Annotated in this window: 28 protein-coding genes; 21 read left to right on the top strand and 7 right to left on the bottom strand. The window is 68.5% G+C overall.

The window, feature by feature from the left end; genetic code table 11:
* The first annotated feature begins 32 nt into the window (after positions 1-32).
* On the top strand, positions 33-1,487 hold the full coding sequence (locus IFJ75_RS15895; RefSeq protein WP_207869313.1) for an NAD-dependent succinate-semialdehyde dehydrogenase: 1,455 nt from the start codon (positions 33-35) through the stop codon (positions 1,485-1,487).
* Here IFJ75_RS15895 and IFJ75_RS15900 read toward each other — a convergent pair.
* The 3 genes from IFJ75_RS15900 to IFJ75_RS15910 all read right to left on the bottom strand — a co-directional run bounded on the left by IFJ75_RS15900 (position 1,480) and on the right by IFJ75_RS15910 (position 3,978).
* On the bottom strand, positions 1,480-2,727 hold the full coding sequence (locus IFJ75_RS15900) for a CaiB/BaiF CoA transferase family protein (protein WP_207869315.1): 1,248 nt from the start codon (positions 2,725-2,727) through the stop codon (positions 1,480-1,482). The two genes, IFJ75_RS15895 and IFJ75_RS15900, sit on opposite strands and share 8 nt — an antisense overlap.
* 55 nt (positions 2,728-2,782) lie before the next feature.
* Positions 2,783-3,616 carry a hypothetical protein gene (locus IFJ75_RS15905; RefSeq protein WP_207869317.1) on the bottom strand — a complete coding sequence of 278 codons (834 nt, stop codon included), beginning with the start codon at positions 3,614-3,616 and terminating at the stop codon, positions 2,783-2,785.
* Between the two features lie 95 nt (positions 3,617-3,711).
* Positions 3,712-3,978 carry a DUF6356 family protein gene (locus tag IFJ75_RS15910; RefSeq protein WP_207869319.1) on the bottom strand — a complete coding sequence of 89 codons (267 nt, stop codon included), beginning with the start codon at positions 3,976-3,978 and terminating at the stop codon, positions 3,712-3,714.
* Between the two features lie 144 nt (positions 3,979-4,122).
* On the opposite strand from IFJ75_RS15910, the gene IFJ75_RS15915 reads away from it, so the two are divergent.
* From IFJ75_RS15915 to IFJ75_RS15930, 4 genes are all read left to right on the top strand, one after another.
* Positions 4,123-5,313 carry an acyl-CoA dehydrogenase gene (locus IFJ75_RS15915; RefSeq protein ID WP_207869320.1) on the top strand — a complete coding sequence of 397 codons (1,191 nt, stop codon included), beginning with the start codon at positions 4,123-4,125 and terminating at the stop codon, positions 5,311-5,313.
* A 232-nt stretch (positions 5,314-5,545) separates the two neighbouring features.
* Positions 5,546-5,764, top strand: coding sequence for a hypothetical protein (locus IFJ75_RS15920; protein ID WP_207869322.1), 219 nt, complete (start codon positions 5,546-5,548; stop codon positions 5,762-5,764).
* Positions 5,765-5,819: 55 nt separating this feature from the next.
* Entirely contained in the window at positions 5,820-7,055 is a 1,236-nt protein-coding gene (locus IFJ75_RS15925) for a trypsin-like peptidase domain-containing protein (protein ID WP_225896863.1), read from the top strand.
* A gap of 331 nt (positions 7,056-7,386) precedes the next feature.
* Positions 7,387-7,734 carry a DUF2794 domain-containing protein gene (locus IFJ75_RS15930; protein WP_207869324.1) on the top strand — a complete coding sequence of 116 codons (348 nt, stop codon included), beginning with the start codon at positions 7,387-7,389 and terminating at the stop codon, positions 7,732-7,734.
* 117 nt (positions 7,735-7,851) lie between these two features.
* Here IFJ75_RS15930 and IFJ75_RS15935 read toward each other — a convergent pair whose 3' ends face one another.
* Positions 7,852-8,598 carry a Bax inhibitor-1/YccA family protein gene (locus tag IFJ75_RS15935; protein WP_207869327.1) on the bottom strand — a complete coding sequence of 249 codons (747 nt, stop codon included), beginning with the start codon at positions 8,596-8,598 and terminating at the stop codon, positions 7,852-7,854.
* Positions 8,599-8,724: 126 nt separating this feature from the next.
* On the opposite strand from IFJ75_RS15935, the gene thpR reads away from it, so the two are divergent.
* From thpR to IFJ75_RS16000, 13 genes are all read left to right on the top strand, one after another.
* Positions 8,725-9,261: an RNA 2',3'-cyclic phosphodiesterase gene (gene thpR / locus IFJ75_RS15940; protein WP_207869329.1), complete on the top strand. Its 537-nt coding sequence runs from the start codon at positions 8,725-8,727 to the stop codon at positions 9,259-9,261.
* Between the two features lie 31 nt (positions 9,262-9,292).
* Positions 9,293-9,847, top strand: a complete 555-nt coding sequence (locus IFJ75_RS15945) for a NifU family protein (protein WP_207869331.1) — start codon at positions 9,293-9,295, stop codon at positions 9,845-9,847.
* Positions 9,848-9,972: 125 nt separating this feature from the next.
* Positions 9,973-10,572, top strand: a complete 600-nt coding sequence (locus tag IFJ75_RS15950) for a helix-turn-helix domain-containing protein (protein WP_207869332.1) — start codon at positions 9,973-9,975, stop codon at positions 10,570-10,572.
* Between the two features lie 82 nt (positions 10,573-10,654).
* Positions 10,655-11,074 carry a helix-turn-helix domain-containing protein gene (locus IFJ75_RS15955; protein WP_207869334.1) on the top strand — a complete coding sequence of 140 codons (420 nt, stop codon included), beginning with the start codon at positions 10,655-10,657 and terminating at the stop codon, positions 11,072-11,074.
* 70 nt (positions 11,075-11,144) lie between these two features.
* Complete coding sequence (gene tsaB / locus IFJ75_RS15960; RefSeq protein WP_207869336.1) at positions 11,145-11,816, top strand: tRNA (adenosine(37)-N6)-threonylcarbamoyltransferase complex dimerization subunit type 1 TsaB; 672 nt, start codon at positions 11,145-11,147, stop codon at positions 11,814-11,816.
* Positions 11,813-12,277, top strand: coding sequence for a GNAT family N-acetyltransferase (locus IFJ75_RS15965; RefSeq protein WP_225896864.1), 465 nt, complete (start codon positions 11,813-11,815; stop codon positions 12,275-12,277). Before tsaB ends, IFJ75_RS15965 begins: the two co-directional genes overlap by 4 nt.
* Before the next feature lie 23 nt (positions 12,278-12,300).
* Entirely contained in the window at positions 12,301-12,768 is a 468-nt protein-coding gene (locus IFJ75_RS15970; RefSeq protein ID WP_207869338.1) for a Fur family transcriptional regulator, read from the top strand.
* A gap of 82 nt (positions 12,769-12,850) precedes the next feature.
* The gene (gene miaB / locus IFJ75_RS15975; RefSeq protein WP_207869340.1) at positions 12,851-14,269 is read left to right on the top strand and encodes a tRNA (N6-isopentenyl adenosine(37)-C2)-methylthiotransferase MiaB; all 1,419 of its coding nucleotides are present in this window, start codon (positions 12,851-12,853) and stop codon (positions 14,267-14,269) included.
* A complete protein-coding gene (locus IFJ75_RS15980; protein ID WP_207869342.1) occupies positions 14,269-15,258 on the top strand; it encodes a PhoH family protein in 990 nt (329 codons plus the stop codon). Before miaB ends, IFJ75_RS15980 begins: the two co-directional genes overlap by 1 nt.
* A complete protein-coding gene (gene ybeY, locus IFJ75_RS15985; protein WP_404822052.1) occupies positions 15,255-15,731 on the top strand; it encodes an rRNA maturation RNase YbeY in 477 nt (158 codons plus the stop codon). The genes IFJ75_RS15980 and ybeY overlap by 4 nt, the downstream gene beginning before the upstream one ends.
* Positions 15,732-15,755: 24 nt before the next feature.
* Positions 15,756-17,390 carry an apolipoprotein N-acyltransferase gene (lnt, locus tag IFJ75_RS15990; RefSeq protein WP_207869344.1) on the top strand — a complete coding sequence of 545 codons (1,635 nt, stop codon included), beginning with the start codon at positions 15,756-15,758 and terminating at the stop codon, positions 17,388-17,390.
* Between the two features lie 143 nt (positions 17,391-17,533).
* A complete protein-coding gene (locus IFJ75_RS15995) occupies positions 17,534-17,983 on the top strand; it encodes a hypothetical protein (protein ID WP_263972997.1) in 450 nt (149 codons plus the stop codon).
* A 196-nt stretch (positions 17,984-18,179) separates the two neighbouring features.
* Positions 18,180-18,593, top strand: a complete 414-nt coding sequence (locus tag IFJ75_RS16000; protein WP_207869348.1) for a helix-turn-helix domain-containing protein — start codon at positions 18,180-18,182, stop codon at positions 18,591-18,593.
* A gap of 149 nt (positions 18,594-18,742) precedes the next feature.
* Here the strand turns inward: IFJ75_RS16000 and IFJ75_RS16005 are convergent, their stop codons facing one another.
* Positions 18,743-19,306, bottom strand: a complete 564-nt coding sequence (locus tag IFJ75_RS16005) for an S-type pyocin family protein (protein WP_225896865.1) — start codon at positions 19,304-19,306, stop codon at positions 18,743-18,745.
* A 118-nt stretch (positions 19,307-19,424) separates the two neighbouring features.
* Between IFJ75_RS16005 and coaBC the strand changes: the two genes are divergently transcribed.
* Together coaBC and dut are read left to right on the top strand one after the other, a co-directional pair.
* Positions 19,425-20,675 (top strand): bifunctional phosphopantothenoylcysteine decarboxylase/phosphopantothenate--cysteine ligase CoaBC, encoded by a 1,251-nt coding sequence (gene coaBC / locus IFJ75_RS16010; protein WP_207869350.1) that lies wholly within the window; start codon positions 19,425-19,427, stop codon positions 20,673-20,675.
* Positions 20,676-21,125: a dUTP diphosphatase gene (gene dut, locus IFJ75_RS16015; protein ID WP_207869351.1), complete on the top strand. Its 450-nt coding sequence runs from the start codon at positions 20,676-20,678 to the stop codon at positions 21,123-21,125. It begins immediately after the preceding gene.
* A gap of 9 nt (positions 21,126-21,134) precedes the next feature.
* Here the strand turns inward: dut and IFJ75_RS16020 are convergent, their stop codons facing one another.
* A complete protein-coding gene (locus IFJ75_RS16020; RefSeq protein ID WP_207869353.1) occupies positions 21,135-22,073 on the bottom strand; it encodes a DMT family transporter in 939 nt (312 codons plus the stop codon).
* 170 nt (positions 22,074-22,243) lie between these two features.
* Between IFJ75_RS16020 and IFJ75_RS16025 the strand changes: the two genes are divergently transcribed.
* Positions 22,244-22,615 (top strand): hypothetical protein, encoded by a 372-nt coding sequence (locus tag IFJ75_RS16025; RefSeq protein WP_207869355.1) that lies wholly within the window; start codon positions 22,244-22,246, stop codon positions 22,613-22,615.
* Positions 22,616-22,798: 183 nt separating this feature from the next.
* On the opposite strand, the gene dapB is transcribed toward IFJ75_RS16025, so the two are convergent.
* Complete coding sequence (gene dapB, locus IFJ75_RS16030; RefSeq protein WP_207869357.1) at positions 22,799-23,548, bottom strand: 4-hydroxy-tetrahydrodipicolinate reductase; 750 nt, start codon at positions 23,546-23,548, stop codon at positions 22,799-22,801.
* Positions 23,549-23,552 lie beyond the last annotated feature (4 nt).

Here is a 23,552-nt window from a genome sequence, read left to right on the forward strand (position 1 = left end):
AGAGATCACGCATTATCGACGAGGGTCCCGCCATGAACACCGCCGCCCGCGACGCCGGCCTGAAGCTTCTGCGCCAACACGCCCTGCTGGCCGGGGAGGCCATTCCCGCGGGCTCGGGCGGCATTCCGGTCGACGATCCGGCGACCGGCGAGATCATCGGCCATATCCCCGATCTGGGCGGCGCGGAGACCGAGCGGGCCATTCAGGCCGCCCATGACGCCTTCCCCGACTGGTCGCGCAGCGATCCGCACAAGCGGGCGAAATTCCTGCGCGACTGGGCCGCCCTGATCGACGCCAATACCGAGGGGCTCGGCGCCCTGATGGCGTTGGAGAACGGCAAACCGTTCGAGGAGGCCAAGGGCGAGGTCGCCTATGCCAACGGGTTCATCAAATGGTTCGCCGGACAGGCAGAGCGCATTATCGGCGAGACCCAGGACAGTCCTCTGGGCCACGTCATCCTGACCTTCCGCGAGGCGGTCGGTCCCTGCGCCCTGATCACCCCGTGGAACTTCCCGGCGGCCATGCTGACGCGCAAGCTCGGCCCCGCCTTCGCCGCCGGCTGCACCGCCGTGGTCAAGCCGGCCTCCCAGACGCCCTTCACCGCCATTGCGCTGGCCGAACTGGCCTATGAGGCGGGGCTGCCCAAGGGGGCGCTGAGCGTCATTACCGGTGATGCGGCGACCATCGGCGGGGTGCTGACCGCCTCCCCCCTGATCCGCAAGCTGAGCTTCACCGGCTCGACCCCTATCGGGAGGCTGCTCGCGAAACAGTCGGCGGATACGCTGAAGCGGGTGTCGATGGAGCTTGGCGGCGCCGCGCCCCTGATCGTCTTCGCCGACGCCGATCTGGATCTGGCCGTCGCCGAGACCATCAAGGGCAAGTTCAGGAACGGCGGCCAGACCTGCGTCTGCCCGAACCGCGTCTATGTCGAGGCCTCGGTCGCCGAGGCCTACGCCACGAAATTGGCGGCCGAGGTGGCGAAGATTCCGGTCGGTCCGGCCTTCGAAGAGGGCGTGAAGGTCGGCCCCCTGATCGAGGACAAGGCCATCGACAAGGTCGAGGCCCATCTGGCCCATGTGAAGGCCGACGGCGGCAAGGTCCTGACCGGCGGGGCGCGCCACGAACTGGGCGGCCGCTTTTTCCAGCCGACCGTCACCCTCGGCGGCAAGGACGAACTGTTCCGCCGGGAAGAGACCTTCGGCCCCCTGATCCCCGTCTTCCCGTTTGAGACCGAGGCGGAGGTCATGGCCATGGCCAACGATTCGGAGTTCGGCCTCGCCTCCTATCTGTTCACCCGGGATCTGGACCGGGCCATGCGTATCGGCCGGCATATCGAGGCGGGGATGATCGGCATCAACACCGGCCTGATCTCCACCGCCGTCGCCCCCTTCGGCGGGGTCAAGTCGTCCGGCTACGGCCGCGAGGGCTCGATCCACGGGATCGACGAATATGTCGACATCAAACAGGTGACGCTGGCGCTCAAATAATGCCCATGGTCCTGAGCGCGGCCAGCCGCTCAGCGTCCAGACCCATTCCGCTCAGCACCTCCTCCGTATCCTGCCCCAGGGCGGGTGGGGCGGCGTCATAGGCGACGGGGGTCTTCGACAGGCGGATGGGAGAGGCTACGGTCTTCACCGGGCCTGACAGATCGGCGCGCGCCTGTTCGACGACGAGGCCGCGGTGGATCGCCTGGGGCTCCTCGAACACCTGATCGATCGTATTGACCGGCCCGCATGGCACGCCGGCGGCGTCCAGCGCCACGGTCAGCTCCCGCATGGTCAGCCGGGCGGTCAGGGCGCTGATCTCCGCCGTCAGCACGGCGCGGTGCTCGATCCGCAGCGCATTGGAGACGAAGCGCGGGTCGGTCCCCAGACCCTCGGCCCTGAGCGCCTTCGCAAAGGCGCGGAACTGGCCGTCATTGCCGACCGCCACCACGATCATCCCGTCCGAGCAGGGGAAGGGCTGGTACGGGGCGAGGTTGGGGTGGGCGTTGCCCATCCGCGTCGGCGCCTTGCCTGAGGCGAAATAGTTGGTCGCCTGATTGGCCAGCATGGCCGCCTGAACGTCGAACAGGGCAAGGTCGATATGCTGGCCCTCCCCGGTCGCCCGGGCGTGCAGCAGGGCCGCGAGAATGGCGTTGGCGGCATACATCCCGGTGAAGAGATCGACCACGGCGACCCCGACCTTCATCGGTTCCGCGCCCGGCGCCCCGTCGGCCTGGCCGGTGATCGACATCAGCCCGCCCATGGCCTGGATCATATAGTCGTAGCCGGGTCGGGCGGCGTCGGGCCCGTCCTGGCCGAAGCCGGTGATCGAGCAATAGACCAGCTTCGGGTGGGCCGCCGTCAGGCTGGCGTGGTCGAGGCCGTATTTCCGCAAGCCCCCGGTCTTGAAGTTCTCGATGACCACGTCGCAGGTCGCCGCCAGATCGCGCGCGAGGGCCGCGCCTTCTTCCGAGGCGATGTCCAGGGTGACCGACTTCTTGCCCCGGTTGGCCGAGAGGAAATAGGCCGCGTCGCCGCGCCCGCCGTCGGTCGTCTTCAGGAAGGGCGGGCCCCAGCCGCGGGTGTCGTCGCCCGCCCCCGGCCGCTCGATCTTGATCACCTCGGCGCCCAGATCGGCCAGGACCTGAGTCGCCCACGGCCCCGCAAGCACCCGGGACAGGTCGAGGACGCGAACGCCGGCCAGGGGACCCTGGATGAAAGAGGGGCGGGAAGACTGGGTCATTCCCCTGCCTAACCCGTCTCCCGGTTCGGGAGAAGGCGGGGGCCTGAGGCTGCTGTCAGAAGCCGACCCGGAGGAACACGGCGGGACCCGAGAACTGGTAGGACATGTCGCCCGTCCACTTTTCCTTGTCGATCTGCAGGCCGTAGTCGACGTAGCGATACATGGCTCCCACCCCGACGTTCCTGAACAGCTGCCAGGAGATGGTCGCCTGGGCGTTGGTCAGTTCGCCGTCATAGTCGCCGACGCCCAGAGACATATAGTCGAACCGCCCGCCGACGCTCAGCCTGGGTGTGATGCGATAGCCCGCATAGAGACCGAGGGTGGGCAGGGGCGCCAGGACGTCCCGCTCGCGACGCAGGGCCTGGAGGCTGGCGCTGCCGATATAGCCCTTGCCTTCGAGCTGGAGATCAAAGGTGGTGACGTGAGCGCCGAGCGAAACCCCGACCTCGGCCCGGTCGTTGTGAATGAAGGAATAGGCGGCGCTCAGCCGATAGACACTGGTGTCGAAGGCGCTGTTGAGCGTTACCCCGACCGGATAGGTGACGTCGTCGAAGACGATCTCCCGCTGAAGACCGACGCTGCCTTCCCGGTCCAGGGCGAAATACTCGCCGGTGATCGTCCAACGGCTCCCCAGCCGGGCGCCGAGGAACAGGTCCGGCAGGGTCTCGCGATCCGCCAGGTTGAGATCGGATTCCAGGCTGATGTCGGTGCCGGCCCCCATTCCGTAGCTGGGCGACACCTGCACATGGGTGTCGATGTTCGGCTTGAAGGCCGAGGCCTCGAACCAGAAGCGGTCCTCCAGGGCCTGGGCGGCGGCGGAGGTCGCCGTCGCCCCCCAGCACAGCAGGCCGGACGCGAACAGCGAGGAGATCAGCGGGAGATGTTTCATCGGACGTCCTTGGCGGTCGCCCGAGAGGTCGCGGCGTCGCTTGTCCGTGAGAATGTTCCCGACGCCCTGAAGCGCCTATCAGGTCGAATCCCGACCTAAAGTCCCGGGTCCCAGACGCCGGCGTCACGCATGCGACACTCCCTCGCCTCTTCGGCCCGGCCGCCCAGCTCGCGGGCCATGGTCCTGATCTCGTCCGAAACGGCGGTCTTGCACACGCCGGGCACCAGTCCATGCAGGAAGGCGGTCGCAGACAGTCGAGCCAGCCGCATCCCCATGCCGAAGGCCGTCGCCGAATGCTCGAGATAGGTTTCGCCCACCTCGCGCGGATGGTCGGCGAACAGGATCTTCAACCTGCGGATCATGGAAGGTCCTCCGAGACACCGGGCCAGCCCCTACCCGGCGCAGCCATTCTGCCCTAAACCGCGAACAACAACAGGGGCCGGATCGTCACGACGCGTCACGATCCGCTGAACGCCCTGAAACACTATAGAGACCGGGAAGATCACATGGCCGACGGCGCCGCTGCCTCCGCGCAAACCTTCAAATGGGACGATCCGTTCGACATGGACGGCCGTCTGACCGAGGACGAACGGGCCATCCAGCAGGCGGCCCGGTCCTATGCCCGCGAAAAGCTGCTGCCGCGCGTGGTCGCCGCCTTCCGCGACGAGACGTTCGACCGCGCCATCATGACCGAACTGGGCGAGATGGGCTTCCTCGGCGCGATGCTGCCCGAACAGTACGGCGGGTCGGGCGTCAGCCACGTCGCCTATGGGCTGATCGCGCGCGAGATCGAGGCGGTCGATTCGGGCTACCGCTCGGCCATGAGCGTCCAGTCGTCCCTGGCCATGTATCCGATCTACGCCTTCGGTTCGGAGGAGCAGAAGATGCGCTTCCTGCCCCGGATGGCGGCCGGCGAACTGGTCGGCTGCTTCGGCCTGACCGAGGCCGACGGCGGCTCTGATCCCGCTTCCATGAAGACCAAGGCCGAGGCGGTCGAGGGCGGCTATCGCCTGAACGGCGGCAAATACTGGATCACCAACTCGCCGATCTCGGATCTGGCGGTGGTCTGGGCCAAGCTGGACGGCGTGATCCGCGGCTTCATCGTCGAGCGCGGCTTCGAGGGCTTCACCACCACCAAGATCGGCGACAAGCTGTCCTTGCGAGCCTCCATCACCGGCGACATCGGCCTGACCGACGTCTTCGTGCCCGAGGCCAATCTGCTGCCCAGCGTGAAAGGTCTGCGGGGTCCGTTCTCCTGCCTGAACAAGGCCCGCTACGGCATCGCCTGGGGGGCCATGGGCGCCGCCGAGTTCTGCTTCCATGCCACGCGCGACTATGTCGGCGAACGGATGCTGTTCGGCCGCCCCCTGTCGTCGCGCCAGCTGGTGCAGAAGAAGCTGGCCGAGATGCAGACCGAGATCTTCCTCGGCTTCGAGGGCGCCTATGCGCTCGGCCGCCTGCTCGACACCGGCGCCTGGGTGCCGGAGGCCATCTCCCTGATGAAGCGCAACAACTGCGGCAAGGCCCTGGCCATCGCCCGCGAGGCCCGCGACATGCATGGCGGCGCCGGCATCACCGGCGAGATGCACGTCATGCGCCACGCCATGAACCTGGAGACCGTCAACACCTACGAAGGCGCGCATGATGTGCATGCGCTGATCCTCGGCCGGGCGATCACCGGCGAGAGCGCTTTTTAGGAAGGGCGGCTTCGCCGCCGCGCTACCGCTCGCGACGCGGTCGCTCGCTGCTTGAGCGCAAGTCGTCTCTGCCCCTTCGGGGGGAGGGGGACCGCGAAGCGGCGGAGGGGCCTTACGGGGCGGAAATGGCGAGTGATGACGCCGCGCCGGGGACCATCGTCACGGCGCAATTCTCGCGCTAGGTTGAGGTCCGGCCGCCCGCGAGGACGCGTCGCGCCCGGGGAAAGACTTGATGTCACGTTCGGTTTTCAAGGCGGGTTCGGCCGTCGCTCTGGTCCTGCTGACCCTCCCCGGCGCGGGTCTGGCCCAAACCCCCAAACCGACGCCCAGGCCGACGCCTCCCGCCGCGACTCCGGCCCCGAGCCAGACCCCTCCGACCCCCTATCGCGCGCCCCGTCCGGCCGCCGCCCCGACGCCGCCCCCCGGACGCCGCAATTCCCCTGCCCTATGACGAGCGGCGCGGGGTCTTCACCTTCGCCACCGGTCTGGAACGCTCCCTGCCCGCCGTGGTCCAGGTGACGACCCTGGGCGCCTCGCGCGGTCCGACCTCCGGCGAGAACGAGCCCAAACCGCTGCAAAGCGGCTCCGGCGTGATCATCGACGCACGCCAGGGCATCATCGTCACCAACAACCATGTGGTCGACGGCGGCACCAAATTTACAGTCGACATGACCGACGGACGGCTGTTCGACGCCACCCTGGTCGGGGTCGACAAGGCCACCGACGTCGCCGTGCTCAAGATCGAGGCGCCGAACCTGTCCCAGGTGGAGATCGTCGATTCCGACACCCTGCGCACCGGCGACCTGGCCTTCGCGGTCGGCTATCCGCTCGGCCTCGACCAGACCCTGACCATGGGCGTCATCTCGGGTCTGGGCCGTTCGGGTCTGGGCGATGCGGTCGAGGACTATATCCAGACCGATGCGGCCGTGAACTCGGGCAACTCCGGCGGGCCGCTGCTGGACAGCCGCGGGCGTTTGATCGGCATCAACACCTCCATCCTGTCGGGCGGATCGGACCCGCTGGGCGGAACGGGCGGCAACGACGGCATCGCCTTCGCCGTGCCGACCCGCATCCTGATGTTCGTCGTCGGCCAGATCCGCGAGCACGGCGAGGTGACGCGCGGCAAGATCGGGGCGGTCATGGGCTCCCTGACCGCCACCCGGGCGCGGGCTTTCGGCCTGGGCATCGTGCGCGGCGCGGTTGTCGAGGACGTCGCTCCCGGCTCCCCGGCCGAGACGGCGGGCCTGCAGAAAAACGACATCATCACCCGCATCCAGAACCGTCCGGTGGCCAACGCCGGCTCGGTCCAGGCCACGGTCGGCATCGCCCCGCCGGGCACCCGTCTGCCGATCGTCTATCTGCGCGACGGCCATGAGCACACCACCGCCCTGACGGTGGCCACGGCCGAGCCGGTGCGGGTTGCGGTCGGCAAGACCGCCATCGAGGCCTTCGGCGCCCAGTTCCAGGCCCTCCCCGCTGCCCCCGCCCGCGACGAGACCGCGGCGAAGGAGGAGGCGCCCGCCCAGACGGCCGCGCAGACGGGCGTGCTCGTCGTCTCGGTCGAGGGCGGCTCCGACGCGGCCCAGCACAAGCTGACCGCCGGCGATATCGTGACGAAGGTGGGCGAGCGCGAGGTGACGGATCTGGCCGGTCTGGCCTCGGCGCTCGAAGCCGATCAGGGCATGACGACCCTGACGGTCAGGCGCGGCGAGGAAACGGTGGAGATCAACGTCGGGGAGTGATCCCCGGCGACGTCCTCGATCCTGAACCCGGACGCCGGACAGCAAAACGCCCGCTGCGCCAGGAGGGGGAGGGGGGCGGCAGCGGGCGTCTCGCTTGGAGGAAGCGTCGGCCCGACGGAGCCCGTTGCTGGAAACATCCAGGGGGGCTGGGGGGGCTGTTCAGGATCCGGGACGCTTCCGAACTCCGTCTGGCCGACACTGGCTGTTTCGCCGGGCAAGCGGGCCGTGGCTGGACCGAAACGGGGCCATTTCGTGTCGCCGTCGATTATTTTCAGGACCGCTCCGTTCGGTCAGCGCTGGCGTTTGGGCGAGAGCGGCCTAACTTGATCGGATGAGCTTTGATCCGAACGCGGCGGGTCCCGATGGACAGCCTCAGCAAGGTCCCGTCTTCTTTCACCGCAAGGAGTTGGACCTGATCCTGCGTGTCTACGGCCGCATGGTCGCGGCCGGCGAATGGCGAGACTACGCCATGATCGGGCACAAGGACGTCGCAGAGTTCGCCGTCTTCCGCCGCTCGGGCGACGCCCCCCTCTACCGGATCGAGAAACGCCCGGCGCTGCAGACCCGTCAGGGCCAGTGGGCCGTCATCGGCGAGGGCGGGGTGGTCCTGAGACGCGGCCGCGAACTGCCCCAGGTCCTGCGCGTCTTCGACAGCCGGAAATTCCAGATCGTGGAATAGCAAAAGGCCCCGGCGTTTCCGCCGGGGCCTTTTCCTCCCCATCGCCTGCGATGGGGAGGTGGATCGGAGCGTAGCGACGAGACGCAGGGGGCTCCGCCTCGCGACCCCCGCCTGAACTCAGCGACGACCGCCCGTGAAGGCGAGCAGGAACTGGAACAGGTTGATGAAGTTGATGAACAGGTTCAGGGCGCCGAAGCCCGTCGCCACGCCCATCGCCTGCTGGTCGCCGCCCAGCTGGTAGTAGGTCATCTTCAGCCGCTGCGTATCAAAGGCGATCAGACCCGAGAACAGCAGCACGCCGACGGCGCTGATGATCAGGTAGAAGGTGCCCGACTGCAGGAAGATGTTGACGACCGAGGCGATGATCAGGCCGATCACGCCCATGATCAGGAAGGTCCCGATCGGCGACAGGTCGCGCTTGGTCGTATAGCCGAACAGGCTCAGGCCGCCGAAGGCCGCCGCCGTAATCAGGAAGGTCGTGGCCAGCGAACCGCCGGTGTAACGCAGGAACAGGATGCCAAGCCCGGCGCCGATGGTCGAAACCACGGCCCAGTACAGCAGGTTCACGCCGCCTGCAGTCGGATTCTTCATGAAGAACATCGAGCCGAACAGCATGACCAGCGGCGAGAACTGGATGATCAGGCCCAGCATCGTCAGGCCGATACGGCCATCCGCACCCTGCACGAACAGCAGTTGCTGCACGGCCGGCACATTGCCGGTCACATAGGCCAGGGCGCCGGCGACCACGAGGCCGAGGGCCAGCTTGTTATAGACGCCCAGCATGAAGCCGCGCAGTCCGGCGTCGACCGACATGTCGGCCGAGGCGGGCGCCACATTGGTGAAACCGTTTCTGAAGTCGCTCATCGCGAGATCAATCTCCTCTTGGCCGGAGCACGTCCCCGGCCTTGGCTGAAATATCGGGGTCCGCGCCCCGCCATGCAAGGGAATGTGCGCTTTCCCGCGTCGATCCGCCCCGCTACCAAGGGTCGCATGTTGCGCCTCTTCACCGCCCTGCCCATTCCCTGGGACGTCGTCCAGACCCTGAAACGGCGCCAGACCGGCCTCCCGGGCGCGAAATGGCGGCCGGAAGAGGCGCTGCACATCACCCTGGCCTTCTATGGCGACGTGCCCGAGCGTCAGGCCGATGATCTGGCCGGCGAGCTGTCGCGCATCCCGGTCGATCCGTTCGAGATCGAACTGAAGGGCATCGGCTCTTTTGGCGACGGCCACCGCGCCGACACCCTCTGGGCCGGGGTCGAGGTCAATGAGCGCCTGAACGTGCTCGCAGGACGCTGCAAGGCGGCGGGCGAGCGGGCCGGGATCCGCATGGAGCCCCGCGTCTACAAACCCCACCTGACCCTGGCCTATCTGAAGACCCAGACCAATCCGGACCGGATCGGGGCCTGGGTCGCCAACCACAATCTGCTGCATTCGCCGCCGATCCGCATCGACCGCTTCGGCCTGTATTCCAGCACCCTGACCGATCACGGCAGCGAATATGAGCTGGAGCAGTCCTACCCGTCTTGAACGCGGGCTCCACTGAGCGCATCTGCGGTCCATGTTCATCCAGACCGAACCCACGCCCAATCCGAACGTGCTCAAATTCCTGCCCGGCAGGGATGTCGCCCCGCTGGGCGTGCGCGAGTTCCTGAACATCAACCAGGCCACCGCCTCGCCTCTGGCCGAGGCCCTGTTCAATCTGGAAGACGTCGCGGGCGTCTTTTTCGGCGCCGACTATGTCTCGGTGACCAAGGCGCCGCACGGTCTGGACTGGTCGGATATGAAGCCGCCGATCCTGGCCGCCATCATGGACCATTTCACCTCGGGCGCGCCCCTGATCCGCACCGAGGAGGCGGTCGCCGACGCGGGCGAGGACACCGAGATCGTCGCCGAGATCAAGGCCCTGCTCGACAGCCGCATCCGCCCGGCCGTGGCCCAGGACGGAGGCGACATCCTGTTCGATTCCTTCGATGAGGACAGTGGGGTGCTGAGCCTGCGCATGCGCGGCGCCTGCGCCGGCTGCCCCTCCTCCTCCGCCACGCTCAAGGCCGGGGTCGAGCAGATGATGAAACACTACGTCCCGGAAGTGACCCGGGTGGAGCAGGTGATTTAGGCGAAGGGTGCCAACCCTCGCCGCCCGGCGGCTCGCTGCTTGAGCGCGTCACGGGTCTGGTGACAGGGTTTCATTGAAACCAATTCGTTCTGGCCGCCCGCGCGCAAGCCTGCCATCCTGCGGCCATGCCCCGCTTCGAACAGGACAGCGACGTGCGCGCCCTCGGCGAAGCCCTGGCCGCCCTCCGCCGCGAACGCGGCCTGAGCCAGGCCGAGGCCGGCGCCCGGCTGGATATGACCAGCCAGGGCTGGGGCCTGTATGAGGCCGGCAAGCGCCCGGGCCTGTTCCGGCCCGACGTCCAGCGCCGCCTGACCGCCGCCCTCGACGCCAGTCCCGAAGACCTCGCCCTCACCGCCGCCCGGATCACAGCCGATGCGCCCGCCACGCCTCCGGCCAAGGGCGTCGAAAGCGGCGGGCGCGGCTGGTCCGGCGCCCCGTCCGCCCCTCGGGTCGCGACCGAACGGCTGCAGCTCTCCAATGACGACCTCGCCCCCTGGGCCGCCTCGGGCGTGGTGCTGGAGTTCGATCCGGGCCGCTGGCCACGCCGGGATCAGGGCTGCGTCATCGACCTCACCGACGGCGGGCGCCTGATCCGCCTCTATGACCGCGCCGACGCCGACCGCCTCTATCTGCGCGGCGGTCCGGGCGGGCTGGACGCTGAGACCGTGCTTGAGCGGTCCCGGGCCGCCCGGGTCGCAGCCGTCATCGCCCGTCTCGATCCGTGACACCGGGGCGATGAAACGAATAAGTTGCAACTTTGTTCGTTTCATGAAACTCTTAAATCCGATGACGCGGAAGGGACACCCCATGCCGAGAACGCCGGACCGGGTAGACGCCTTCGTCGGGGCCCGCATCGCCCAGCGCCGCGCGGCGCTCGGCCTGTCGCAACAGGCGCTCGCCGACCGGCTCGGCATCAGTTCGCAGCAGATCCAGAAATATGAGGCTGGATCGAACCGGGTCTCGGTCTCGCGCCTGCACCGGATCGCGACCGTCCTGGGGGCCGCCACGGCGGGGTTCTTCCCGCCGCCCGCGCCTGACATGGCACAGGAGGGACCGCCGGGCGGATCCGTCGGGGCCGACGCCGCTGAAGCGGAATGGCTGATCGGTCTGCGGTTCCTGACCGCCAGCGCCGAGGGGCGGGCTGTGGCGACCGGCTTCGGCCTGATCGAGAGCCGGGACGCCCGACGCGCGGTCGCGACCATCGTGGAGGCCCTCGCCTCACGCTGACCCGCCATCACATGACCGGGGGCGGCGAGCCCCCTCGCCTTCCCGGCCGTGCGCGGATAGAGGTCCGCCCATGAAGGTCCTCGTCATCGATACGGCGCTGAACGCCTGCACCGCCGCCGTCTTCGACGGCGACAGTCCTCTGGGCGTGCGCGTCGAGCCCATGGCCAAGGGGCATCAGGAGCGGATCGGCGGCTTGGTCCGCGACGCGGTCGCCGACGCCGGCGGCTTCGACGGGATCGCGCGTATCGGCGTCACCGTCGGTCCGGGCTCCTTCACCGGCCTGCGCGTCGGCCTCGCCTTCGCGCAAGGGCTGGGGGCCGCGCTCGGCGTGCCGGTCGTGGGGATATCCACCCTGGCGGCCCTCGCCCGCTCCGCCGACGGCGGGGCCGGAGCGACCGCCGCCGTCATCGACGCCCGCCGGGGCCAGGTCTATCTGCAGACCTTCCAGGACGGCGCACCGACCATGGCGCCAACCGCCCTCGCCCTCGATGCGGCGCGCGAGACCCTGTCCGGCGAAGATCGGATCTGGGCGGGCAGCGGCGTCTCCCTCGTCACCGGCGCCCTCGCGGCCGAGCCGATCACCGTCCCGACACCCGAGGCCCTCGCCGCCCTGACGATCGCGGCCGATCCGGCTGAGGCCCCGCCGACGCCGCTGTATCTGCGCGCGCCCGACGCCACCCCGCCGACCCGGCTGCCGGGACAGGCGCGACCGCCAGCGGCGCGCCCCGCCAAGCCGTCGTGACCGAATCAGCCGACCTGATCGTCTCCCGGGGCCCGGAGGACGCGCCGCTTCTGGCCGCGGTTCATCTCGAGGCCTTCCACGCCCCCTGGGACACGGCCGCCTTCGACAGTCTTCTGGGTCAGGCCGGGGTCTTCGCCATCCGCGCGCCCGACGGCTTCATCCTGTGCCGGGTGGTGCTGGACGAGGCCGAGATCCTGACCCTGGCCGTGCGTCCATCCGCCCGCCGCGCCGGCCTCGGCGCCCGCCTGACCCAGGCGGCGGCCGAGTTCGCGGCCCGCGCCGGGGCCGAACGCCTGTTCCTCGAGGTCGCCGAGGACAATGAGGCCGCCCGCGCCCTCTATGCCCGTCTGGGATTTATCCAGACCGGACGCCGCAGGAACTATTACGAAAAATCAGATGCAAGCCGTGTCGATGCGCTTCTTCTTGAACTTGCATGGCCGGAGCGACTTCCCTCGCGGTGACGCTGCCTCTATCTTGTCGAACCATGGACCGGATCGAAAAGCTTTGCGCCGAACGCGGCATGCGGATGACCGAGCAGCGGCGCGTCATCGCGCGGGTGCTTTCGAACGCCGAGGACCATCCGGACGTGGAGGAGCTGTACCGCCGCGCCTCCGCCATCGACCCCCATATCTCGATCGCCACCGTCTACCGGACCGTGCGCCTGTTCGAGGAAGCGGGCGTGGTCGAGAAGCACGATTTCGGCGACGGCCGCAGCCGCTATGAAGAGGCTGGCGACGACCACCACGATCACCTGATCGACACCCGCACGGGCGAGGTCATCGAATTCTTCGACGCCGAGATCGAGCGGCTGAAGACCGAGATCGCCGAACGCCTCGGCTTCCAGCTGGTCGGGCACAAGCTCGAGCTCTACGGCACGGCCATCGAAGGCGCCGAGCCGTCCAAGCGCGAAGGCCTGATCTTCACCCGTCACGGCGCACGCCACGACCACTGAGCCAGGAGGCTGGTCTCGGGGCGCCGCTCCTTGTCAGCGGGCTCAAGTAGCGCGACGCGCGGTAGCCCCCTAATATGCGCCCATGACCGAGACCCTCGTCGCGCCCGTCGGTGCGCACCCTGAAGCCGGGACCGGAGAGACGCCGCCGAAGCGTCTCTTCATCAAGACCTACGGCTGTCAGATGAATGTCTATGATTCCGAGCGCATGGCCGATGTCCTGCGCCCGCTCGGCTATGCCGCCACGGATACGGCGGAAGGCGCCGACTTCGTCATCCTGAACACCTGCCACATCCGCGAGAAGGCGGCCGAGAAGGTCTATTCCGAACTCGGCAAGATGCGTGAGATGCGGGACAAGAAGCTGGCCCGCGGCGAGGGCCGCATGACCATCGCCGTCGCCGGCTGCGTCGCCCAGGCCGAGGGCGAGGAGATCATGCGCCGCCAGCCCGCCGTCGATCTGGTCGTCGGCCCCCAGGCCTATCACCAGCTGCCCGAGCTTCTGGCCCGCAACGCCCGGGCGCGCGGCGAACGCATCGGCGCCGACTTCGCCCCCAATGAAAAATTCGACGCTCTCTCCGCCGAGGGCGCGGCCGCGCGCGGGGTCAAGGGACCGACCGCCTTCCTGACCGTGCAGGAGGGTTGCGACAAATTCTGCACCTTCTGCGTGGTGCCCTATACGCGCGGCGCCGAATGGTCGCGCCCGGTCGCCGATGTGCTGGCCGAGGCGCGGGGTCTGGCCGACAAGGGGGTGCGCGAGGTCACCCTGCTGGGCCAGAACGTCAACGCCTATGACGGCGCCGGTCCCGACGGCGTCTGGACCCTGGCGAAGCTGGCCTATGCCCTGGCCGAGATCCCCGGCATCGACCGCATCCGCTATACGACCAGCCACCCCAACGACATGTCCGATGACCTGATCGCCGCCCATGGCGATCTGCCCGCCCTGATGCCCTGGCTGCACCTGCCGGTTCAGGCGGGCTCGGACCGGATCCTGCGGCTGATGAACCGCAAGCACGGCCGCCAGAAATATATCGACCTGATCGCCCGCATCCGCGAGACCCAGCCCGACCTCGCCCTGTCCGGCGACTTCATCGTCGGCTTCCCCGGCGAGACGGACAAGGATTTCGAGGACACGATGGATCTGGTCCGTCAGGTGACCTACGCCTCGGCCTTCTCCTTCATCTATTCGCCGCGCCCCGGCACCCCGGCCGCCGGCATGGGGACCCAGGTGCCCGACGCCGTGGCGCGCGAACGGCTGCACGCGCTCCAGACCCTTCTGTTCGAACAGCAGACCGCCTTCAACGCCTCGCGCGCGGGCATGATTTTCGACGTCCTGTTCGAGAAGAAGGGCCGCCACGGACATCAGGCCATCGGCCGCTCGCCCTGGCTGCAATCGGTCCATGTCGACGACGCGGATCATCTGCTCGGCCAGATCGTTCCGGTCGAAATCATCAGCGGACAGCAGAACAGCCTGACCGGGCGGCTGCTTCAACAGAAGGTCGCTTAGTGGCGAGAGAAAGTGAATTCCTGGAGCTGGACGACGACGCCCTGCATGCCGTCATCGGGCCCAACAGCCGCCACGTCGCCCTGATCGAGGACGCCTTCAAGGTGCTGATCGAGGCCCCCGGCGGCGGGGTGTCGATCAACGGCGGCGCCCGCGACCGGGCCAATGCCAAACAGGTCATCGAGACCCTGGCCGGGCGCATCGCCCAGCGCGCCGAGGTCAATGAGGCCGACGTCCGCGCCGCCATCGGCGTGGCCCGCACCGGCGTCTCGGGCGGCGGCCGCCGCGTCGATCCCCTGGCCCTGCCCATCGGCCGACGCGGCGCCATCGTGCCCAAGACCGACGCCCAGGCCCGCTATCTGGACGTTCTGGCCAATCACGAACTGTCCTTCGGCGTCGGCCCGGCGGGCACCGGCAAGACCTTCCTCGCCGCCGCCTATGGCGCGTCGCTGCTGCGGCGCGGTCAGGTCGACCGGCTGGTCATCACCCGGCCGGCGGTCGAAGCGGGCGAGAAGCTGGGCTTCCTGCCCGGCGACCTGAACGAAAAGGTCGATCCCTATCTGGCCCCCATCTGGGAGGCCCTGAACGACATCCTCGGCGCCGAAGACGTCCAGCGCCGTCGCGACAAGGGGGAGATCGAAGCCGCCCCCATCGCCTTCATGCGCGGCCGCACCCTGAGCCACGCCTTCATCATCGTCGACGAGGCGCAGAACACCTCGCGCTTGCAGATGAAGATGGTCCTGACCCGTCTCGGCGAGGGCGCGCGCATGGTGGTCACCGGCGACCCGTCGCAGATCGACCTATTGAATCCGCGTGATTCCGGCCTCGCCCATGCGCTCCGCATCCTGCGCGACGTGAAGGGGGTCGGGGTGCTGGAGTTCGAGGCCCGCGACGTGGTCCGCCACGCCATGGTCGAGCGGATCGTCCGCGCCTATGACGCCGATTCGGCGAGCGCCCGTCCCAAGGCCGATCTCGAAGATCCCACCCCGTGACCGAGGGGAGCATGATCGAGGTCGAGATCGAGGCCGACGACTGGACCGACGCCCTGCCGGACGCGGAAGCCATCGTCGAACGTGCGGCGCAGGCAGCCTTGGGAGCCACCGAGGGCGGCCTCGTCGTCCTGCTTACCGACAACGGGGCGGTTCAACTGCTGAACGCCCAGTTCCGCGACAAGGACCGGCCGACCAATGTCCTGTCCTTCCCGGGCGGCGAGGTGCAAATGCCCGGCGCTCCGCCGCACCTCGGCGACATTGTCCTCGCCTTCGGTATCTGCCGCGATGAAGCGAAGGCGCAGGGAAAGAGCCTGGCCAACCACCTGAGCCATCTGGTCATTCACGGGACCCTGCATGTCCTCGGACGCGACCATGAAGACGAGGCCGAGGCCGAGGCGATGGAGGCCGAAGAGCGCACCCTGCTTGCCAGCCTGGGCGTGGCGGACCCATACATCCTGCCTGACGACCTCTGAATCGCCTCCAGTAAAACGGGCCGCATGACCTCCGAACCCCTGGCCGACCTGCCCGTTCACGCCCTCGCCGCCGGAAGCGAGAAGCGGCGTCGGCTGATCCTGCGTTTCGGCCGCATCGGCCTGGCCTTGCTGGCCGGGGTCGGCGCGGCCCTCGCCCATCCGCCATTCGGCGTCCTGCCGGGTCTGCTCGGCTATCCCCTGCTCATGCTTCTGGCCGAGCGCTCGGAGACGAAGCGCGGCGCCTTCTGGATGGGCTGGCTCGGCGGCTTCGCCTATTTCTTCATCTCCTGCTGGTGGGTCGCCGAGGCGTTTCAGGTCGATCCGTCCCAGGCCTGGATGGCGCCCTTCGCCGCGAGCTTGCTGCCCGCCGGCCTCGGCCTGTTCTGGGGAACGGCCCTGGCCCTCTATCGGCGGTTCGCGCCTGCGGGCGTCATCCGCGTCCTGGTCTTCGCCGCCCTGTTCTGCCTGCTGGAATGGCTGCGCGGCCATGTCCTGACCGGCTTCCCCTGGAACCCGGCCGGGGCCAGCTGGAAGGCCGGCTCGGCCGGGTCGCAGTTCGCCTCGGTGGTCGGGGTCTACGGCCTGGGCTTCGTCACCGTCGCCGCCGTCTCGGCCTTCGCCCCCCTGCTGGGACCGGGTACGCGCGAACGCCGCGCCGCCTCGGCCCTGTTCGGCGTCGGCGTCCTGCTGGCGCTCGTCGTCGGCGGCATGATCCGGCTGCACGGCGCGAAGGTCGAGCTGTCGCCGACCTTGATCCGCATCGTTCAGGCCGATGTGGCCCAGGAATCGAAATGGACGCCCGAGGCCTATCAGGGGATCGTCGATCGCTATCTGAACCTGACCGCCAGACCGGGTGAAGGGGGTTTGCCGGACGTCGTAGTCTGGCCCGAAGGCGCCCTGCCGGCCAGCGCCAATCAGGTCTTCGCCGACGGCGCGCCCGAGGCCACAGCCATCGCCCGCGCCCTACAGCCTGGCCAGACCCTGCTGATGGGCCTCGCCCGGGCCGAGCCGTCGCCCAAAACTGGCGCACCCGACCGCTATTTCAACAGCCTGTTCGCCCTGCATGACGAGGGCGACGGGCCGGGTCTGCGGGTCAGCGGCATCTATGACAAATACCGGCTGGTGCCCTTTGGCGAATATCTGCCGCTCGGCGACCTGATGGGCGCGCTGGGGATCCGCAGCCTGGTGCATATGCCGTCGGACTTCAGCGCGGGTCCGAAGCCCGCCCCGATCGACCTGCCCAACGCTCCGCGCGTTCAACCCCTGATCTGCTACGAAAGCCTCTATCCGGGTTTCACGCCGGGCGGGGCCAGGCGACCGTCGTGGATCGCCAATGTCTCCAACGACGCCTGGTTCGGACGGACGTCGGGACCGCTGCAGCATCTGAACCTCGCCAGCTACCGGGCCATCGAGACCGGACTGCCGGTGGTGCGCGCCACCCCGACGGGCGTCTCGGCGATGATCGACGGCTGGGGCCGGCTGGTCCCGGGCAAGCGGCTGGATCCGGGCGAGAGCGGGGTCATCGACGCCTTCCTGCCGCGCCCCGCCCCGGCGACCCTCTATGGCCGCGTCGGCGATCTCTTCTTCTGGCTGGCGATTCTGGCCAGTCTGGCGATCTGCCTTCCCTGGACCCGGCTGGCCTCGCCCGGGCGCGAGTGAACGATATGACGAAAGCCGGGGAGAAGAGGGCGAGAAGGAAGACGGGAGAACGGCAGGAGACCGAGCGGACCCGTCATGTCGATGTGGCGATAAGCCGCCGTTTCCGGGAACTGCGCGAAGCTCTGGGACTGACCAGGACACAGGTGGCCGCCGACATGGGCGCCTCGGTCGGCCGCTGGCAGGGCTATGAAAGCGGTCAACGAATTCCGGCTTCACGCATCTGGCAGTTCTGCCGTCGTTACGGTCTGGACGTGTCGGAGATCTATGCCGGCCAGCCCTTCACCATCGGGCCGGTCGGGGCCGGCGGCGAGACCGACAGCGCGACAGCCCCCCCGACGGTCGGAGGGTTGGGGCAGGTGACGGGCGAGGTGGCGAGGGGGGCGTCGACAGGAGTCGCGACCGGCCTTGCTCCGGGTATGGCCGAAGAAGCGACGGCGTTCGAAGTCGCGTCCGGAAATCCGCACGATCCGGCTTCAGACGATGCCGCCCTGCGCGCCATCGCCGAGGTCGCAGCCGATCTGAACCCGCTGGAGCGGAATCTGGCCCTCGCCGCCCTGAAGGGGATTCGCGCGCATAAGGCGAATCGCCCCTGAACTTTCGCGTTTTTGCATATGGTACGTTTCGTACCTGATACCCATTCGCGGTTTGCAGCGCGGAATCCGCGAAAAATGATGCCTAAAGGTTGCAACCGAATGTGAAGCGCCGCCGTATGTGTATTATCAGGTGACAGTCGCTTAAACGCGGCGCATCAAAACGGTCGCGTTAGTACGCGGATACGGCGAGAGAAAAATGGCTAGAGGCGCAGGCGAAGACGGACCCCACCCCGTCGACCGTCACGTGGGCAGACGGGTATGCGAAAAACGCATCAGCCTGGGGTACAATCAAAGCGATCTGGGCCGGGCTCTCGGCCTGACCTTCCAGCAGATCCAGAAGTACGAGAAGGGCGCGAACCGCATCTCTGCGTCCAAGCTCTGGGACATCGCCCGCTTCTTCAAGGTCGACATCGGCTATTTCTTCCAGGGCCTTGCCCAGGGCCAGCCGGGCATGGCTGAAGACGGCGCCGCCGCCTTCGATCATGACTTCCCCTCGACCCGCTATTCGATCGAGATTTCGCGCCTGGCGCCGCAGCTGTCGAACCGGCAGCAGAAGCTGGCCCTCGACCTGATCCGCGAGATGACCGACCGCCCCGAGGAAGAGGCCTGATCGGCCTTCTCCCGACGGCGCGGCCATCCGCCTGACCGTCGGGAAGCCCGGCACGGAGCGCGTCCCGGACGCGCCCGAACACGTCTGGAGACCGCCCGACCGACTCTGTTCCGGACGGCGCACCCCGCAACCTCACCGCGCCACCGGTGTCAGGTCCCTGCCCCTTCCCCCGCGGTCCTGGCCGCCGTCCTCTGCACGCCAAAGTTCGGCGCCCGTTCCTTCTGCTGGGTCCAGTAGGCGGGCCCGTCGTCCGGCTTGAACATGGTCCGTGGCGTACCATCCCGGGCGACGACCGCGAAGGTGTTGGTCGAGGCCTGGTAATAGAGGGTGTCGCCGTTCGGCCGCTTCGCCGTATCCGCCCCCGCAGGAGGATGGTCGGCGAAGGCCTTCATCCGCGCCGCATAGTCCTCGGCCGAGCGGGCCCCGAAGGCCGAGCCGTTGCGCTCGTAAAGTCGCACGATCTTGGCGTCAGCAGTCTCGCGCCGGTTGGCGGTGACCACACCCTTCTCCGCCGTCGCCCCGCCCCCGGGCCCAGCTCCCGCCGCCTCGGCCTGGGCCGGCCCGCCGAGCGCCGCGGCGGTCAGGACCGCCCCCGCTTCTCCGGCCCGGTCCCGCGTCTGGACCGCCGACGGCCCGTTGTCGCAACCGCCCCCCAGCAGAAGAACCGCCCCCGCGGCCAGCGCCGCCCCGGTCCTGATGATCGTTCCGCTCATCCAACCCTCCATTGCATCGCAGAACACAGTTAGGCATAGGTTGCATGTTCTTGCAATGTTCTTTTTCGCGGTTGTGCTTCGCCTCGACGGCGAGACGGCCGACCGCTAGAAGCACGACATGACCACCGGCGCGCTCCAGTCCCGCAAGATCCTGCTGATCGTCGGCGGCGGCATCGCCGCCTACAAGGCGCTGGAGCTGGTCCGGCTGGTCCGCAAGGCCGGGGGCGAGGTCCAGACCATACTGACCGCCTCGGGCGCCGAGTTCGTCACCCCCCTGTCTCTCGCGGCCCTGACCGGCCACCCGGTGCGCCAGACCCTGTTCGCGCCCGAGGACGAGACGGCCATGGGCCATATCGAACTGTCGCGCTGGGCCGATCTGATCGTCGTCGCCCCCGCCACCGCCGGCCTGATCGCCAAGGCCGCCAACGGTCTCGCCGACGATCTCGCTTCGACCACCCTGATCGCCACCGACAAGAAGACCCTGCTGGCTCCGGCCATGAATGTGCGCATGTGGCTGCACCCGGCGGTTCAGGCCAATGTGGCGCGGCTCAAGGGTTTCGACGGCTTCCACGGCATGGCCGTGGTCGGTCCCGACGACGGGGAGATGGCCTGCGGCGAATACGGACCGGGCCGGATGGCCGAGCCCGCTGCCATCCTCGAGCGGATCATCGATCTTCTGACCGGCCCTGACGGCAGGCCGCTTCTGGGCCGCAAGGCGGTCGTGACGGCCGGCCCGACCTTCGAGGCGATCGACCCCGTGCGCGGCCTGACCAACCGCTCCAGCGGCAAGCAGGGCTATGCGATCGCCTCGGCCCTCGCCACCCTCGGCGCCGAGGTGACGCTCGTCTCCGGCCCGACCGGCCTGCCGGTTCCTGTCGGCGTGAGCCGCATTGACGTCGAGAGCGCGCTGGAGATGAAGGCCGCCACGGAAGCGGCGCTCCCCGCGGACATCGCCGTCCTCTCCGCCGCCGTCGCCGACTGGCGCATCGACACCATCTCCGGCGGCAAGATCAAGAAGGGTCCGGGCGGCCCGCCGACCCTTGCCCTGATCGAGAACCCCGACATCCTGGCGGGGATCGCCGCGCCCGGTCCCAACCGCCCCGCCCTCGTCATCGGCTTCGCGGCCGAGACCACGGAACTGGAGGCTAACGCCCGCGCCAAGCTGTCGCGCAAGGGCTGCGACTGGATCGTCGGCAACGACGTCTCCGACGACGTCTTCGGCTCGGACGGCAACGCCGTGCTTCTGGTCACCCGCGACGGGACCGAAAGCTGGCCGCGCCAGCCCAAGACCGCCATCGCCCGCCAGCTGGCGGCGCGCATCGCCGATCACTTCAACGCCATCTCTCTAAAGACTGCCGGAAAAGCCTGAATGACCACCCTGCGGATCCAGCGCCTGCCCCATTCCGAAGGGCTGGCCCTGCCGGCCTATGAGACGACCGGTTCGGCCGGGATGGATCTGCGCGCCGCCATTCCGGCGGAGGCTCCGGTGACGCTGGCGCCCGGCGCCCGCGCCCTGGTGCCCACGGGTCTCAAGATCGCCCTCGACCACGGCTGGGAGGCCCAGGTGCGGCCGCGCTCGGGGCTGGCGCTCAAGCACGGGATCACCTGCCTGAACTCGCCCGGCACGATCGACAGCGACTATCGCGGCGAAGTCGGGGTGATCCTGATCAACCACGGCGCCGAACCGTTCGTGATCCAGCGCGGCGAACGCATCGCGCAAATGGTCATCGCGGCCCATGCCCAGGCGATCATCTCCGAGGTCGAGAGCCTCGACGAGACCGCGCGGGGCGCAGGCGGCTTCGGTTCCACGGGACGGTAGGCTGGACGCCTAGACCGGCGCCGACGTCGTCTGGATCAGCCGGTCCTTGCTGCGCCTGTGCTCGCGCCAGACGGTGTAGAGGCCGCTCGCCGCGATCAGGACGCCGCCGACCAGGGTGTTCAGGCTGGGCGGGCTGTTCATCAGCCACCAGCCGAAGATGACGGCGCCCACGATCTGCAGATAGTCGAACGGGGCCACGGTCGCGACCGGCGCCGCCTTGAGCGAGGCGGCCGAGCTCAGCTGGGCCAGGGCGCCGGCGAACCCGCCCGCGGCCAGCAGCCCATAGGTGGTCAGGTCGTGCCAGCGGCCGAAGAAGGGCAGCATCAGACCGCCCACGACCACCGAGGCCGAGAAGAACCAGAAGACGATCGCCGCCACATGTTCGGTGTCCTTCAGCTGGCGCAGGGTCACTGTCACCCCGGCGGTGCCGAGCGCGGCCAGAAGGCCGAACACCACCCCTTCCGGCGGCGGGGCATGACCGGTCCCGGGCCTCAGCACCACGGCGACGCCGATGAAGCCGACCACGACCGCGATCCAGCGATGCCGCCCGATCGCCTCCTTGAGGATGAGCGCCGCGAGGATGGTGGCGAAGATCGGGGCGGTGAAACCGAGCGTCGCCGAGTCCGGCAGGGTCAGCAGGGTCAGGGCATGGAAGGTGCACAGGATGGAGGCGATGCCCAGGGCGCTGCGGAACAGATGGGCCCAGGGCCGCTCCGTGCCCAGAACCTGCACCCCGCCATGCATGGTCAGGACCCAGACCAGCACCACCGGCAGGCCGAACAGGGCGCGGAAGAACAGCATCTCGGGCGCATTGACCCCGTGGGTCGCGGCCAGCTTGAGCACCGCCGACATGATCGAGAAGAAGCCCGCAGAGGCGATCCTCAGGGCGATGCCGAACGCGATCCGGTCGGTCTGTCCCCCGCTCGGGGCGGACGCCGTCCCGCTCATGCTTTCAAGGCCTTGCCGTTCATCCGGGCTCTGTAGCGTAGCCTTCCGCCGCTGTCCGGTTGAAATCGCGCACGCGCGGGCGGAGCGAATCTGGAAGACCGGCGTTAACCCTGCTTCATGCGGCCAAGCTGTGTTTCCGGCAGGCCCTCAATCAACAGGAGCGGTGCGTGATGGAAAACTTCCTCGATCAGATCGGCTCGCTTCTGAGCGGCCTGTTCGCCCTGGCCCAGGGCGGCTTCGACGGCGTCAACCAGGTGGTGGGGCTGATCATCGCACTGATCGCCACCCTAGTCATGCCGGCCTGGCGCAGCCTGTGGGGCACGGCCCTGGGCGCCGTCATCGTCGATCGTCTGGTGGTCATGCTGCGCCCGGCCCTGGACGGCGGCCAGATCGCCCTGCCGGACATCATGACCATGGGCTTCTGGATGACGGCCCTCGCCCTCTTCCTCGGCTATGCGATCGTGATCGCGATCTTCTTCTTCCTGAAGACCATTCTCACGGGATCAGCGTTCCGATCACATCGCGCCCGTCACGCGCACTGATCCCTGTAGAGGTCGCTTCGCGACGCGCTATCGCTCGGCTCGCGGAGCCTCGCTGCTTGAGCGCAAGAGCCGCTCACGAGCTTCGACGGTGAGTGAGCCGGCGCTCAAGCAGTGAGCGACCGCGTCGCGAAGGTAGCGCGTCGCGCAGCGACCTCTCCCTGAAAACGCTTGGGTTCCGGCAGGCTACGCCTGCCGGAACCCAAGCACGTCCTGCATGTCGTAGAGGCCGGGACGGCGCGTCCGCACCCAGGCCGCCGCCGCGACCGCGCCCTTGGCGAACAGGCTGCGATCGATGGCCGAGTGGCTGAGGGTCAGGGTCTCGTCCTTGGAAGCGAACAGCACCGTATGTTCGCCGACGATGCCGCCGCCCCGGATCGAGGCGAACCCGATCTTGCCTGGCTCGCGCTCGCCGGTGATGCCGTCGTAGGGCTTCTGGCGGACCTCCTCGAGGTCGTGCCCCCGTCCGTTGGCCGCCGCCTCGCCCAGCATCAGGGCCGTGCCCGAGGGGGCGTCCACCTTGAGCCGGTGATGGGCCTCGATGACCTCGATGTCCCAGTCGCGCGCGTCCAGCCGAAGGGCCGCGTGCTCGACCAGCCCGATCAGGATGTTGACGCCGAGCGAATAGTTGCCGCTGCGCACGATGGCGACCTTCTCGGCCGCCTTCAGGATGCGGGCGTCCTGTTCGGCGGTGAAGCCGGTCGAGCCGATGACCAGGGCAGGTCCGCCACGCTCAGCCGCCAGCTCAGCCAGGGCCATCGAGGCTTCGGCCGTCGAGAAGTCGATGACCACGTCACACAGGCTCAGGTCCGGCGTCTCGCCCCAGTCGAAGCGCACGGCGACCATGACGTCGTCGCGCTCATCCAGCACCTGATCGACCGCACGGCCCATCCGGCCGCGTGCGCCGGAGATCCCGGCGTGAAATATTCCGCTCATCAGC

The organism is Brevundimonas goettingensis (assembly GCF_017487405.1).
Classification (GTDB): domain Bacteria; phylum Pseudomonadota; class Alphaproteobacteria; order Caulobacterales; family Caulobacteraceae; genus Brevundimonas; species Brevundimonas goettingensis.